Raw genomic sequence first — 13,114 nt, forward strand, 5'->3', positions numbered from 1 at the left:
AAGCAACAGCGATTTTTAACCATCGAAGCGGTAAAATCGGGACTTTAAAAATGATTGATGGATAAATAAATGTTAAAATCTCTTTTGATTGAAATCGGTGTCGAAGAACTTCCGGCAGTCCCACTGCTCAAAGAGCTTGCGGAAATAGAGAAAAAATGGGTCGCCGTTTTGGAAAAAAATGCTCTAGTCGGAGAGTTTGAGTTCTACTACACACCGCGCCGTTTGGTACTATGGCATCGTGAATTCAAAACGCGCCAAGACGACCGTATCGAAGAGTTCTTCGGTGCACCGGTCGACATCGCGATCAAAGACGGAATTCCAACCCCTGCGGCTTTGGGCTTTGCCAAAAAATGCGGCGTTGAATTTGAGCAGATTAGTCGAGCCGAAAAGGGGGGCAAAGAGGTCCTCTATTTCAGTAAAACCATTGCGGGACAAGAGAGCACTGAGATTTTGGGTGAAATGATCGATACATGGATCAAAAGCTTGAGCTTTGGTAAATCGATGCGTTGGGGAAGCAGCCATGAGAGCTTTATCCGTCCGATCCGTTGGGTCAATGTGACCCTCGGCGAAGAGCTCGTCGATATGGAACTCTTCGGTGTACGTTCATCCTCCGAAACCTACGTCCACCGTATCAGCCATTTCGAAGCCAAAAAAGTAAACTCGATCCATCACTATTTCGATCTCCTCAAAGAGGGTTCCGTCGATCTCTATCCGCAAAGCCGCCGCGAATCAATCTTGGCAAACTTCGCTAAACTCGAAAATGAGCACGGCATTACGATCGAAGTGGACGAAGATTTGCTCGATGAAGTCGTTGCCATCACGGAACACCCGACACCGCTTTTGGGAAGTTTTGATGAGAGTTTCCTCGAACTTCCTCCCGAAGTCATCATTACCTCTATGAAAGAGCATCAACGCTACTTCCCCGTATTTAAAGAGGGGAAACTGATCAATGCATTCGTCGTGGTCTCCAACGCCCTTACCGATGATTTCAGCCACGTAATCGAAGGGAATCAACGGGTTCTCCGTCCACGCCTCTCCGATGCACTTTTCTTTTACCGTAACGACCTCAAAAAAGGTTTGAGTACGGCAGGATTAGAAAAAGTCGTCTTTATGAACGGTTTGGGGACGTTAGCGGAAAAAATCAAACGCGAAAAAGTGGTCGCATCCACTATCGCAAATCTCATATATGATAATATTAATCCATCCGATTTGGATCGTGCGATGGAGTTGGCGAAAGCCGACTTGATGTCTGAGATGGTATATGAATTTACTGAACTACAGGGACTTATGGGGTATTACTACGCCCTAGCACTCGGAGAATCTGCCGAAGTAGCCACGGCAATCAAAGAGCAGTATCTTCCAACAGGCGAAGATAGCGCATTGCCAAGCACAATGCTCAGTGCCATCGTCGCTATGTCGATGAAACTTGATACCCTCATGGGAATGTTCAGCATCGGTGAAATCCCAACTGGTTCACGCGATCCGTTCGCCCTTCGCCGCGCCGTCAACGGGATTATCAAAATCGCCGTAGCGCACCAAATCCCTCTCAATTTTTCTACCTTGATCGATCAACTCTCAAATCTCTATCCGCAAGGCAAAGAGTACAAAAAGAACATTGAGACTTTTATCATCGAACGTCTCGCAGGTGCCTATGTCGGCGTCAATCCTTCGATCATCCAATCGGTCGTTGCCAAAGATGCTAATGTCGAACTCGATGTCCTCGAAATCGACCGTAAAATCCGCGCCATTGCCACTATCGCATCATCCGAATCATTCCTCGAAGCATTCTCCACCTTTAAACGGGTCAGCAATATCCTCAAAGACGAATCGATGGATAAAGGTTTCAGTGTCAACGAATCACTGTTTGAAAACGATGCGGAACGCAACCTATACTCTGCCGCAACGTCAGCTATCTCTGCAAGTTACGAAACACTTGAAGAGCGTTTGGATGCACTCTTCGGCCTTAAAGCCCAATTAGACAACTTCTTCGACAATGTTATGGTCAATGCCGAGGATTTGAGTGTCCGTGCCAACCGTAAAGCGTTGGTTGGGATGATCTACGCCGAGATTTATTCGATTGCCGACATCAAAAATATTACCCTATGATGTCATCATCGTCGGTGCAGGGATAAACGGCTGTTGTAGCGCCTACACTCTCGCACAAGCAGGTCTAAACGTCGCGCTGATCGATCAGGACGGTATCGCTGCTGGCGGGAGTGGTGCGGCAGGGGCATTTATCTCGCCTAAAATCTCCAAAGCCGGTGAGCTCAAAGAGATTATGAGCCAAGCACACGCCGAAGCACTCGAATTTTACACGACCCATTTTCCCCAATTTACCCTCACAAAACCGCTTCTTCATATCGCAAACAGCCCGCAAGAAGCCGATAAACTCGAACATTTCAAACGTGAAACCACATTACAACACTCTAAAATAGACGATGAGCTTAAATCCCTCCTAACCTCAGAAGCCTCAGTGGATAGCTATATCTATTTCACTGAAGGTGCCGTCGTTGATGCGCAGGGTGTTTGTGAAGCAATGGTCCAAGAGATCGATTTTTATCCTCTCAAGGTTGAAAAGCTGATCCACAGTGATGGAGTTTGGCAAGTAGGCGAACTACGCGCGAAACATATCATCCTCTCGATCGGAGCCTATCCGAAGCTATTACCCATCGATTACGTCGGTTTACGAGGTATTTGGGGTCATCGGATCGATATAATTACCTCTACCCACATCCCCTGTATTCTCCATCATCATGTCTCTATTTCCCCTACGAGCAAGGAGGGGATCGTTGCTATCGGAGCAACCCATGATGTCCATTATTCGCCATTTACCGATGAACCGTATGATAGGGAGCAGGGGAGAGTACAACTGCTCGAAAAAGCCTCCAAAACATTAAAATTAAATAATATTAATATCATCAACGACTATACGGGACTCCGTTCGGGATCAAATGATTACCTCCCGATGTTGGGAAGTCTTGTAAATGCCGAGGCAACGCTTCTAAAGTACCCCCATCTGAAACACGGTGAGAGGGTTGATCCATCCGAATATACCTATTATCCGAATTTGACGATGATCAACGGTTCAGGAGGATATGGATTTGTCTTAGCGCCGTATTTGGCAAAGCGATTGAAAGAGTTTATTGTCGAGGGGAGAGCTATTGATCCGATATTGTCCCCCTCACGCTTTTTTCCGCGATGGGCAAAGCGTCAATCGTAAACGACCATTCCGTAGTTATCATCAATACGGTAGAAACGTGAATCAGCAGTAATAATCAGCTCATCGAGCCGCGCAAGATGAACATAGCTTTTTTTACCGATTTTGATCCCGTTTTCGAGAAAAAACCGCTTGAGATTAACAAATTTGATATCGTTTACAAATTTATACTCAAATTGATTGTAAAGACGCATTTTTTTATAGCCAAAAATATGGCTATCAATACCAAGCTGTGTCGCGGCATATTGGGTTGGAAGATATCCTGAAAGATCGGTAAGATCTTCTTCGATATGGGCATATTTTGAGGGGAGTGTCTGTTTTTCAAGAAATACGTAGCGGTTGAGTTTAATATGACGGGTATCGTTCCAGTATTGATACGCCGGAGACGAGATATCAAGCTTTGTATATACCTCTTTCCAAAGCCAGTGCTTGTCAAGAATGGAATATAAGGAAGACATACTTATTTTGCTTATTCGTCGTATTCAGGATTATTGAGAGCTAGACGTTTGGCGTACATAAAGCGCTCTTTATAATACCCTTTGTCAATAGAGTCAAATTGGACTTTTCGGCTGGAATAAGATGCGTGAATGATTTGCCCGTCTCCTGCATAAATTGCTACGTGTGATGGGTCAGATTTGTAGGTTCGGTAAAAAAGAAGATCACCGACTTGTAAATCTTTTGGATCAACATTGTCTCCAAGATGCGCTTGTTCGGTAGCACTGTGGGGAAGAGATATCCCGAATTGACTGTATACCTGCTGAGTAAACCCGGAACAATCGGTGCGATCACCCGATTTGTCACCAAACCCATACGGGGTCCCGAGAAAAGTTTTTGCACGGGAAAGTAGTTTGTCTTTCACTGTTTTAAAATTGGTTACGATTTTTTGAGAAGTATTTTTAGGTGATTCATCCGTAGTGGAATTATCTGGGCAAACGGTAGAAGAAGCAATCGGAGAAGGTTTGGTTACAACCAAATAGGGATTATTATCTTTACCAATTGTATCGTGGTCAAATGTAGTGTTTTTTAAAACGGTTTCATGGAGGACAACGGTTTTAACGGTTGGAGGTGTTGGTTTGGCTATAGTTAGAATTTGATTGTTTTTGTCAAAGGGATTATCATCATTTTTGGCCGAATCGTTCACTTTTTTCAGTTCACGTTCGTATTCTAAAAAGAGGGATGGCTCACGCCTCTGAGATTCAGCTTGAACCGTCAATGTCAGTAAAATCAGTGATAACACTGTTCGTTTTATCAGCATTAACCCTCCTTCTTTTTTCTGCGCTGTAGTCATTATAGATTAAAAAGCTTTAGTTTTTTTTATAATACTAAATTTTAACACTTCGTTATGGTACACTTTCTTCAAAAACAGATGGATAACAAGCATAAATGAAAGAAGCGATTGTACTCTTAAACATGGGTGGCCCTAACAATCTTAATGAAGTTGAGATGTTCTTGCATAACATGTTTAATGACCCTTATATTATTCGAACAAAAAGCACCTTATTACGTAAATTTATAGCCGGAATGATTACCTTGTTACGTGTGGAAAAATCACAGGATATTTATCGACAAATTGGTGGTAAATCTCCTATTGTAGAACTCACTCGAAGAGTGGTAGAACGATTAAAAGAGACGGTAGGAGATGGAATCGTTGTTGACTTCGTTATGCGTTATACGCCTCCTATGGCAGATGAAGTGTGCCAACGATTAAAAGATCAAGGAATTGATAAAGTCTATCTTCTTCCGCTGTATCCGCAATATTCGAGTACGACTAGTCAGTCGTCACTCGATGATTTCGAGCAGACTGCCCAAAGAATCGGTTGGGATGTTATTACGGTGGAAATCAAACATTTCTTTATGAATGAAACTTATAACCGATGTCTTGTTGAACGGATCAAAGAAACGTTGGGTACAGATAATGCCGGGACATTTGATATTGTTTTCTCTGCCCATGGATTGCCGCAAAAGATTGTTGATCAAGGTGACCCGTATCAGCGACACGTTATTGCCCATGTCTTATTAATTGAAGAGCTAATGAAAAAAAGTTGGCTGGATTTTAATGCCGTTCATCTGGCGTATCAATCCAAAGTAGGGCCAATGAAGTGGCTTGAACCTTCATTGGAAACCACGTTACGTACTTTAAGCAATAAACGAGTCATTATCGTACCTATCGCATTTACCATCGATAACTCTGAAACTGATTTTGAACTCTCTATTGAATATGCCGAAGTGGCTCACGAATTGGGATATCAAGAGTATCGTGTATGCCGCTGTCCAAACGATCATCCGTTATTTGTCCAAACACTCAAAGAACTCTACGAGAAAATGAAATAAATGCGCCGCATTGCACTTTTCGATATGGATGGAACGTTAATCGATTCCGGATTGGACATTACCCTTTCTATCAACCATGTACGTGAAGTGTGTTACAATTTAGAGCCTTTAAGCGTTCAGTCGGTTATCGATGCCATTAATGCTCCTGTACGGAATTTATCGAAGATTTTTTATGGGAAAAGAATTTACGAACAGCGTGCCAGCGAACTTTTTGAAGAACACTATTATGAGCAGTGTATTCAAAATGTTACGGCTTATGATGGAATACATAACCTATTAAACGTATTGCATAAAAATGATTTTGTCATGGGGGTGGCAACGAATGCCCCGAGTATTTTTGCCAAGAGGATGTTACAATATTTGGAACTGGACTCCTATTTTCAACTAATCGTTGGTGCTGATAACGTCGATTCCCCCAAACCTCACCCTCAAATGCTTCATAAACATCTCAATCACTACGAATTTCGTTCGGGTACGGATAATGCTTGGATGATAGGAGACAACTCCAAAGACATGGAAGCAGCTTCTCGTGCTGGGATAACAAGTATCTTTGCCGGATGGGGATTTAGCAATGAAGGGAAGGGAGATTATTTTGCACACTCACCCAAAGATTTATTGAGTATCATTTGTGAAAAGGATAAATTATGATTAGTATCGATTTACTTATTACTATTATTGTTATGTCTCTCTTTTTTTTGCGTCATACCGCTGTTTACAAAGATCCGAATAAAATCAATTATACCCCCGTTGTACTGGTATTGGGAATTATCGGAGGATTATTGCATTTTATCCTCAGCGGCAATATGGATGTTAATGTACTTAAAGAGTCACTTTTGTCCCTTGGTGTCGGGGTTATCCTCTCTGCCATTATGAGTGTTATGAGCCAGACTGTTTCGAGCATCAATACCCATGAAGATCGACTCCGTTTCAGTACACTAACCGATGAAATGACGTCCGTCGCGGCAGCACTCTCAACCTTACGAGAACGACTCGATATTGTTGCGCAAATGGAGAGTTCAACCCACGATCAGATTCGCCATGTTTTCAAAGAGGAACTGGATGCCCTAAACGTTATTCAAAGCAATCAAAAGCTCTTTGTTTCCAAAATTGAATCACTTTTGGCACAACAACAAAGCGCCATGGAAAAATTTGAAGAATTTACCTTAAGTGAGCTGCCGAGTCTGGATAATGTCGTACATCGCCATATCGATCTTCTTCGTGTGGCAGAGCAAGATCACTTCAATCAGCTAAAAAGTGTTGCCCGTCTTAGTTGTGATGATCAAAAAGAGGTACATGCACAGCTCAAAAATCTACATGATCTTTTAACTCAGATTAGTCATAACCAGCTTCCCGACCATACCATCAGTGTATTGCAAAGAGAGTTGGAACGTATCGTCAATGATTTCTCTCACCATATCCATGTATTGGGCACCAAAAGTGAATCGATTGTAACCACTCTGAGTGAAAATGATTCTTTACTGAAAAATTCGCGCGAGCAAAGTGAACTGATTATGCAGCAGATGGTTCTTTCCTCAAAACAGATGCGTGAAATGACAGTGCATTCTAAAGAACTTTCCGAATCACTCAAGCCCCTTTCACGTCTCTTTTCATCTTCAGAAACACTTTACGATGAGTTTATCAATGCCAAAGGGAAACTGAACGAATTGATCGTGACCCTCGAATCATATGAACGTCAGGAATTCCGTTCTATCCGTCAGAGTTTGGAACAAGTAGCCGCTGAAGCAACGGCACAAATGCAGCTTTGGTCTCAGAACCTCCAAAAAAGAGAAACTCTCCCGTCCATTGAGACAAAAAATGTCCAAGAACTGGCGAGTAAAGTGAAGCTACACAAAAGTTATTTGGGAGAAAACCAAGAATAAAGACCCTATAATGGCAAAAAAATAAGGTTTTGGCCATGGTAGAATTTTATCAGCTCCTCGATGATGAGAATATCCCGTATCGCTGTGATGTTGAGCTTGATCTCATCGATGAAGTTCCCCAAGAGGAACGTCCAATGCTTCTATGGCTTTTTGTTAAAGCTGAGAGCGTTACTGAGAGTTTAGAATTATTTACTGAAGATTTAAAATCAACAATTATGACTTCTTTAGATGCTGTATTCGCTGGAAGAGTGATGAAAGAAGGATGGGCAGAATTTTATTTCTATGCTCCTCAATCTAAACGTTTTGAAAATCTAAGCTCTGAGGTAATGAGTCGCCACGGCGGGTACGTGTATGAGCGCGGTTCATCGAGAGACAGTAAATGGGAAATGTACATTGACAACCTCTATCCCGATGCATATGGTCTTCTCAGTATCCAAAACCGTCATACTATGACCGCTCTTGTCGAAGCAGGTGATGATCTGAATAGTTCCAGAGAGGTTGAACACTATCTCTTTTTTCAAACCAAAAGTGCGATGGAACGTGCGGTGTCACAACTCGCTTCTCACGGTTTTGAGGCAAAAGAATACGTCACGGATGACGAGAGCGATTACGCTTACGGTGTCATACTGATAAAAAATGAACCGATCACTCCCGATGTGGTCGAAGAGACAACAACATCGTTATATGAGTCAGCGATGCAGGAACACGGACACTATGAAGGTTGGAGTACTGTTTTGGCGGAGGTTGAGCATGGCGCTGAATAAACCAAAATACACTCTCTTCAAAAATACTCGATACGCGCTAAACGGTCTTATGGAAGTTACCCGTAACGAAAAATCGTTTCGACTTCAAATCGCCCTTTTTACCGTAGGAATGATCGTGGCTTGGTCACTGCCGATCTCTTATGTATCCAGTGCGGTTTTGGCCGGATCTCTTTTTATCCCTCTCATCGCTGAAGTTATTAACAGTGCCGTTGAACGAACCGTTGATTTAGTCACATTTGATCACCATGAACTTGCAAAACGGGCAAAAGATGCGGGAGCCGCATTGGTATTTCTCTCTTTAGCGATGTTGGCATTCATTTGGGGATTGACCCTTTTCAACGCATTTTATCTGTAACATTTTCGTAAGAGATTTTAGCCTATAATTTCCATTATATTTTTTATCAGGGGTTTGCTATGGCAACTGCACTCATTATCGGCGCCGGCGGAGTAGGGCGCGTTGTAACACATAAATGTGTTATGAACAATACTGTATTTGATCGTATCATTTTAGCAAGCCGTAGTATTTGGCGTTGCGAAGAGATCCAGAGTGAACTTCCAGCAGGTGCTATTGAAATTACAACCGTTGATGCGGACAACACTCAAGAAGTGATCGATCTCATCAATAAATTCAATCCGGACATTTTAATCAATGTTGCATTGCCGTATCAAGATCTTACTATCATGGATGCGTGTATTGCGACCAAAACTCCTTATCTCGATACCGCTAACTACGAACACCCGGATGAAGCAAAATTTGAGTATAAACTCCAATGGGAACGCGATGCGGCGTTTAAAGAAGCAGGAATCATGGGATTACTCGGAAGCGGATTCGATCCGGGTGCGACCAATATTTTTTGTGCCTATGCTCAAAAACACTATTTTGACGAAATCCACACGATCGATATCCTCGACTGTAATGCGGGAGATCACGGCTATCCGTTCGCAACTAACTTCAATCCTGAGATCAACCTTCGAGAAGTAAGTGCTAAAGGGCGTTATTGGGAGAATGGAGAGTGGATCGAAACTGCTCCGATGGAGATTATGCAGGTGTGGGATTATCCTGAAGTAGGGCCAAAAGACAGCTATCTTCTCTATCATGAAGAGATGGAGTCGTTGGTAAAACATATCCATGGTCTTAAACGTATTCGTTTCTTTATGACCTTTGGTCAAAGCTACCTTACGCATATGAAATGCCTTGAAAATGTTGGAATGTTGGGAATCGAACCGGTTGAACACCAAGGGATGAAAATCGTTCCGATGGAATTTTTGAAAACCTTGCTTCCTGATCCTGCGTCACTTGGTCCTCGAACCAAAGGTAAAACGAATATCGGTATTGTTGCTGAAGGTCTAAAAGACGGCAAAAAACGAAAAATCTATATCTATCAAGTAAAAGATCATGAAGAGTGCTATGCCGAAGTAAAATCACAAGGTGTATCGTATACGACAGGTGTTCCAGCCGTGATCGGTGCAAAACTGATGGTTCAAGGTATTTGGAACGGGCAAGGTGTATTCAACATGGAACAGCTCGATCCGGATCCGTTTATGGACGAGATGAATACCCAAGGACTCCCTTGGAATGTTATCGAGATGGACGTTTAAGAAAATACTCCACTGACATAGCCGACAACACGAGAACTATCCCCGCTCGTGTCGGCGCTCGTTCGATAATCTAAGACCGTACTCTCCAACCCATTTCTTTTAGCCACATTCAACATCGCTTCTACTCCGATCATTCCACACGCTTCACACCCTTGATGTAACGTATGTGTGTTTTCATTTTGAATCGCTTCCAAGCAGATCGAATCGAGTTTTTTAGCTTCATCTAGAGGATAATAATGACTCAAATCGGTGCTGATAACGACGGCAGTATCCGCATGATCCAAACAATAGGTAATGATCGGTTCAATCAGAGAAGGTTGCGCATACGCATAAACCATCTCGATAATATTGGCTTCTGGAAAATAGCGCTTAATAAACGGCATCTGAACTTCAGTACTGTGCTCGTGATGTGCTTCAGGAAAACACGGAATGTTAAAGCGTTGCATTAAATCCTTCACAAGAGCACGATCTATGACTAAATCTCCCAATGGTGTCTGATACAATTCAGTATCGGCGATACTCACCCCCTCAAATCCGACACGATGCGACGGACCGATCACGACAATTGTTTTGGGTTGCGTATTGGAGAGTACTCTAAAAGCAATATTGGCGGTAAATCCTGAATAGATCCATCCCGCATGGGGAACGATAATGGCATATCCGCTCAGAGTGCTAAAATGCTTCATTACCTCAGGATGAGACTCTAAGATAGTATTAAAATGATCAATCATTTTGTTGATTTCATGTGAAGATGAAGGATAAAAACTTCCCGCTACACTCATAACTCTTTTAGTCATGTGAGCCTTCCTTATATTTTTTAACTTGATAGGTAAAAATATCGGGATGGTAGGAAAGAGGATCATTTCCAATCCCTGCTTTGAGCCCCAAATGGGTAAAAAATGAGTTGAAGTCAGGCAACTCTTCCCACACCTGAGGTAAAAAAGTTGCCTGACGATTTCCAAGACGCAAGATGACACCGTCAATATCAGGACGGATGATACGAGAGAGTTCATCCGTGTCACGATACGTTATGGGCTCGGGATGTGTTAAAAGTGATACTTCGATTTTTACCTCATCCAATTCACTTCGTGACAAGGGTGGGAATCGGGGATCACGAAAGGCGGCTGACACGGCATTGGAAATTAAATCATCAATGAGAATTTGGTGTGCAATGATCGATCCGATACAGCCGCGTAAATGACCGTTTATTGTAAGTGTCACAAAAGAGGCTCTTTGTGCAGACAGTTCAGGGTAAATGGCTAAAAGCGCATTCTTATCAATCTGGGTATGTTCAAAATGTGCTTTGATTGCATCTCTTGCAATCTTTAAATAAGTAAGGGGATTCATTTTTAACCTCCTAATATTACATATGGAGCTAAAATACTATTGGACATAATTGTATCACGTAAAGCGTAACAAAATAAGATAAATAAAAAATGAGACTGAGAGGTAAGAAGAATGAAGAAGTTATTTCCCAATAAAGGGAAATAGTTGTGATTATACGGCTCCGAATGAAGCTTTTCCACCGCGTTGCAACGCTTTGATATCTTCATATGTCTTATCATTGAGACGAAGATTGCTGCGTAGAATCTCTTTAGCTACCGCATCAATTTTCTCTTTGTCAGACATCTTTTTCAAATCACCTTTTGAAAGATCGGCGATATCAAGCAAGTCATTCCATACTGAACTTTCATCCAATGCAAAGGTATTGAATGTGATCCCTTCGTAAATAAATTTACCTTTACCGATAATATCGGATACGAATAGGAGGTATTTACCTTCCGGAGTTAAATACTCTTTATATTTAGCAACGAAACTTTCAAAAAGATCCAACGATTGTAGCTCTAGTGCCATGAAGTCGATGGTATCACTATTAGTAGCCAAGATCACTTGTTTAACAATATCTTTTGGTGGAAGACTTTTATCAGCAGTAATTACTTTACCTTCAGTAACGATGAGACATCCACGATACGCATACTTATATGAGTCAGTCGGCGCATTGTAAACGATCATCCATTCGAGTTTGTTTTCAGCGATGTAGTCTTTAATAGACATTGAGGTTCCTTCAGAGTTATATATAAACTATCAATACAATTCTTGTTCTATCATTTTTGTCAGTGTGGAAATAACTCTATGCTACAATCACGCCATTAAAACTCCCTCCCTAGGAATTTACATGAGCACTATCGATTTCTCCCAACTCACCCATACACCGTGTTACATTTGTGAAGAGTCTCTTTTAGAGAAAAACTTGCAGGTAATGGAGCGTGTTCAGAGAGAATCGGGGGCTAAAATAATCCTTGCCCTTAAAGGTTTTGCTATGTGGTCGACCTTTCCCCTTGTAGCAAAGTACCTTCGTGGATGTACTGCCAGCGGATTGCATGAAGCAAAACTAGCACGGGAAAAAATGAATAAAGAGGTTCATACCTATTCGCCTGCATTCAAAGATGAAGATATCGATGAAATCGCCCGTATCAGCGATGATATCGTTTTCAACTCTCCCGCACAATTTCACCGCTATTACGATCGGGTTAAAGCCCTTAACCCCAATATCTCCGTATCGCTTCGGGTCAATCCGGAATATTCTTCTTCTCCGGTTGATCTGTACAATCCATGCGGTCTTTACAGCCGTTTGGGGACGACACTTGCAAACTTCGATCCTGAGATTGTTTCAAAACTGAACGGACTTAATTTTCATGCGTTGTGCGAACAAAATGTTGATGCATTGGAGGGAGTGCTCGAAGCATTTGAAGAAAAATTCGGTGCCTACATAGACCAGATGACCTATATTAATTTCGGAGGGGGACATCATATCACACGCGTTGATTATGATGTTAACCGCCTTATCGAAGTAATACAGGCGTTTAAAGCTCGACATAACAATATTACTGTTTATCTTGAACCCGGTGAAGCGGTGGGATGGCAGACAGGACCTTTGGTCGCATCGGTGCTTGATATTGTCCATAACGGAATGGATATAGCCATCCTTGACACTTCTGCAGAAGCGCATATGCCCGATACCCTCGCGATGCCGTACCGAGCCATGATCCGTGGATCAGGTGAAGCAGGAGAGAAAGCCTATACCTATCGTTTAGGCGGTAATACGTGTCTAGCAGGGGATATTATGGGAGATTATTCGTTCGATGAGCCGCTAAAAGTAGGCGATTATATCATCTTTGAAGATCAGATTCATTATACGTTTGTTAAAAATACGACCTTCAACGGGATTAAACTTCCCTCTCTCGCCATCTGGACAAAAGAGGGAAAATTGAAAATGGTTCATGAGTTCGGGTATGAAGACTATCGAAACCGCTTATCCTAAT

Annotated in this window: 14 protein-coding genes; 9 read left to right on the forward strand and 5 right to left on the reverse strand. The window is 42.3% G+C overall.

Annotated elements, in window-relative coordinates:
- The first annotated feature begins 69 nt into the window (after nt 1–69).
- Together glyS and PHI47_RS07815 are read left to right on the forward strand one after the other, a co-directional pair.
- Nucleotides 70–2,106: a glycine--tRNA ligase subunit beta gene (gene glyS / locus PHI47_RS07810; RefSeq protein ID WP_299935829.1), complete on the forward strand. Its 2,037-nt coding sequence runs from the start codon at nt 70–72 to the stop codon at nt 2,104–2,106.
- Nucleotides 2,078–3,220 (forward strand): FAD-binding oxidoreductase, encoded by a 1,143-nt coding sequence (locus PHI47_RS07815; RefSeq protein ID WP_299935832.1) that lies wholly within the window; start codon nt 2,078–2,080, stop codon nt 3,218–3,220. The genes glyS and PHI47_RS07815 overlap by 29 nt, the downstream gene beginning before the upstream one ends.
- Here the strand turns inward: PHI47_RS07815 and PHI47_RS07820 are convergent.
- A complete protein-coding gene (locus PHI47_RS07820) occupies nt 3,211–3,675 on the reverse strand; it encodes a hypothetical protein (RefSeq protein ID WP_299935835.1) in 465 nt (154 codons plus the stop codon). The two genes, PHI47_RS07815 and PHI47_RS07820, sit on opposite strands and share 10 nt — an antisense overlap.
- Nucleotides 3,676–3,686: 11 nt before the next feature.
- Nucleotides 3,687–4,472, reverse strand: coding sequence for a C40 family peptidase (locus tag PHI47_RS07825; RefSeq protein ID WP_299935838.1), 786 nt, complete (start codon nt 4,470–4,472; stop codon nt 3,687–3,689).
- A 128-nt stretch (nt 4,473–4,600) separates the two neighbouring features.
- Here PHI47_RS07825 and hemH point away from each other — a divergent pair, with 128 nt between their 5' ends.
- The 6 genes from hemH to PHI47_RS07855 are packed head-to-tail and all read left to right on the forward strand — an operon-like array spanning nt 4,601 to nt 9,791.
- A complete protein-coding gene (gene hemH / locus PHI47_RS07830) occupies nt 4,601–5,548 on the forward strand; it encodes a ferrochelatase (RefSeq protein ID WP_299935841.1) in 948 nt (315 codons plus the stop codon).
- Nucleotides 5,549–6,196: an HAD family hydrolase gene (locus tag PHI47_RS07835; RefSeq protein ID WP_299935844.1), complete on the forward strand. Its 648-nt coding sequence runs from the start codon at nt 5,549–5,551 to the stop codon at nt 6,194–6,196.
- Nucleotides 6,193–7,428, forward strand: a complete 1,236-nt coding sequence (locus PHI47_RS07840) for a hypothetical protein (RefSeq protein ID WP_299935846.1) — start codon at nt 6,193–6,195, stop codon at nt 7,426–7,428. The genes PHI47_RS07835 and PHI47_RS07840 overlap by 4 nt, the downstream gene beginning before the upstream one ends.
- Nucleotides 7,429–7,463: 35 nt before the next feature.
- Nucleotides 7,464–8,192 carry a DUF695 domain-containing protein gene (locus PHI47_RS07845; protein WP_299935848.1) on the forward strand — a complete coding sequence of 243 codons (729 nt, stop codon included), beginning with the start codon at nt 7,464–7,466 and terminating at the stop codon, nt 8,190–8,192.
- Complete coding sequence (locus PHI47_RS07850) at nt 8,179–8,547, forward strand: diacylglycerol kinase (RefSeq protein ID WP_299935851.1); 369 nt, start codon at nt 8,179–8,181, stop codon at nt 8,545–8,547. The genes PHI47_RS07845 and PHI47_RS07850 overlap by 14 nt, the downstream gene beginning before the upstream one ends.
- 59 nt (nt 8,548–8,606) lie before the next feature.
- Nucleotides 8,607–9,791 carry a saccharopine dehydrogenase family protein gene (locus tag PHI47_RS07855; protein ID WP_299935854.1) on the forward strand — a complete coding sequence of 395 codons (1,185 nt, stop codon included), beginning with the start codon at nt 8,607–8,609 and terminating at the stop codon, nt 9,789–9,791.
- Here the strand turns inward: PHI47_RS07855 and amrB are convergent.
- From amrB to PHI47_RS07870, 3 genes are all read right to left on the reverse strand, one after another.
- Nucleotides 9,788–10,588: an AmmeMemoRadiSam system protein B gene (gene amrB / locus PHI47_RS07860; protein ID WP_299935856.1), complete on the reverse strand. Its 801-nt coding sequence runs from the start codon at nt 10,586–10,588 to the stop codon at nt 9,788–9,790. The genes PHI47_RS07855 and amrB overlap by 4 nt on opposite strands.
- Complete coding sequence (gene amrA, locus PHI47_RS07865; protein ID WP_299935858.1) at nt 10,581–11,138, reverse strand: AmmeMemoRadiSam system protein A; 558 nt, start codon at nt 11,136–11,138, stop codon at nt 10,581–10,583. Before amrA ends, amrB begins: the two co-directional genes overlap by 8 nt.
- Before the next feature lie 150 nt (nt 11,139–11,288).
- Nucleotides 11,289–11,846 (reverse strand): hypothetical protein, encoded by a 558-nt coding sequence (locus PHI47_RS07870; RefSeq protein WP_299935860.1) that lies wholly within the window; start codon nt 11,844–11,846, stop codon nt 11,289–11,291.
- Nucleotides 11,847–11,967: 121 nt separating this feature from the next.
- On the opposite strand from PHI47_RS07870, the gene nspC reads away from it, so the two are divergent.
- On the forward strand, nt 11,968–13,113 hold the full coding sequence (gene nspC, locus PHI47_RS07875; protein WP_299935862.1) for a carboxynorspermidine decarboxylase: 1,146 nt from the start codon (nt 11,968–11,970) through the stop codon (nt 13,111–13,113).
- The last annotated feature ends 1 nt before the right edge of the window (nt 13,114 follow it).

The sequence above is a fragment of the Sulfuricurvum sp. genome (genome assembly GCF_028713855.1).
Classification (GTDB): domain Bacteria; phylum Campylobacterota; class Campylobacteria; order Campylobacterales; family Sulfurimonadaceae; genus Sulfuricurvum.

Excerpts from the sequence above, each read along its gene's own strand:
- glyS (WP_299935829.1), top strand. The coding sequence starts at position 70 with ATGTTAAAATCTCTTTTGATTGAAATCGGTGTCGAAGAACTTCCGGCA.
- PHI47_RS07820 (WP_299935835.1), bottom strand. The coding sequence starts at position 3,675 with ATGTCTTCCTTATATTCCATTCTTGACAAGCACTGGCTTTGGAAAGAG.
- PHI47_RS07825 (WP_299935838.1), bottom strand. The coding sequence starts at position 4,472 with ATGCTGATAAAACGAACAGTGTTATCACTGATTTTACTGACATTGACG.
- hemH (WP_299935841.1), top strand. The coding sequence starts at position 4,601 with ATGAAAGAAGCGATTGTACTCTTAAACATGGGTGGCCCTAACAATCTT.
- PHI47_RS07835 (WP_299935844.1), top strand. The coding sequence starts at position 5,549 with ATGCGCCGCATTGCACTTTTCGATATGGATGGAACGTTAATCGATTCC.
- PHI47_RS07840 (WP_299935846.1), top strand. The coding sequence starts at position 6,193 with ATGATTAGTATCGATTTACTTATTACTATTATTGTTATGTCTCTCTTT.
- PHI47_RS07845 (WP_299935848.1), top strand. The coding sequence starts at position 7,464 with ATGGTAGAATTTTATCAGCTCCTCGATGATGAGAATATCCCGTATCGC.
- PHI47_RS07850 (WP_299935851.1), top strand. The coding sequence starts at position 8,179 with ATGGCGCTGAATAAACCAAAATACACTCTCTTCAAAAATACTCGATAC.
- PHI47_RS07855 (WP_299935854.1), top strand. The coding sequence starts at position 8,607 with ATGGCAACTGCACTCATTATCGGCGCCGGCGGAGTAGGGCGCGTTGTA.
- amrB (WP_299935856.1), bottom strand. The coding sequence starts at position 10,588 with ATGACTAAAAGAGTTATGAGTGTAGCGGGAAGTTTTTATCCTTCATCT.
- amrA (WP_299935858.1), bottom strand. The coding sequence starts at position 11,138 with ATGAATCCCCTTACTTATTTAAAGATTGCAAGAGATGCAATCAAAGCA.
- PHI47_RS07870 (WP_299935860.1), bottom strand. The coding sequence starts at position 11,846 with ATGTCTATTAAAGACTACATCGCTGAAAACAAACTCGAATGGATGATC.
- nspC (WP_299935862.1), top strand. The coding sequence starts at position 11,968 with ATGAGCACTATCGATTTCTCCCAACTCACCCATACACCGTGTTACATT.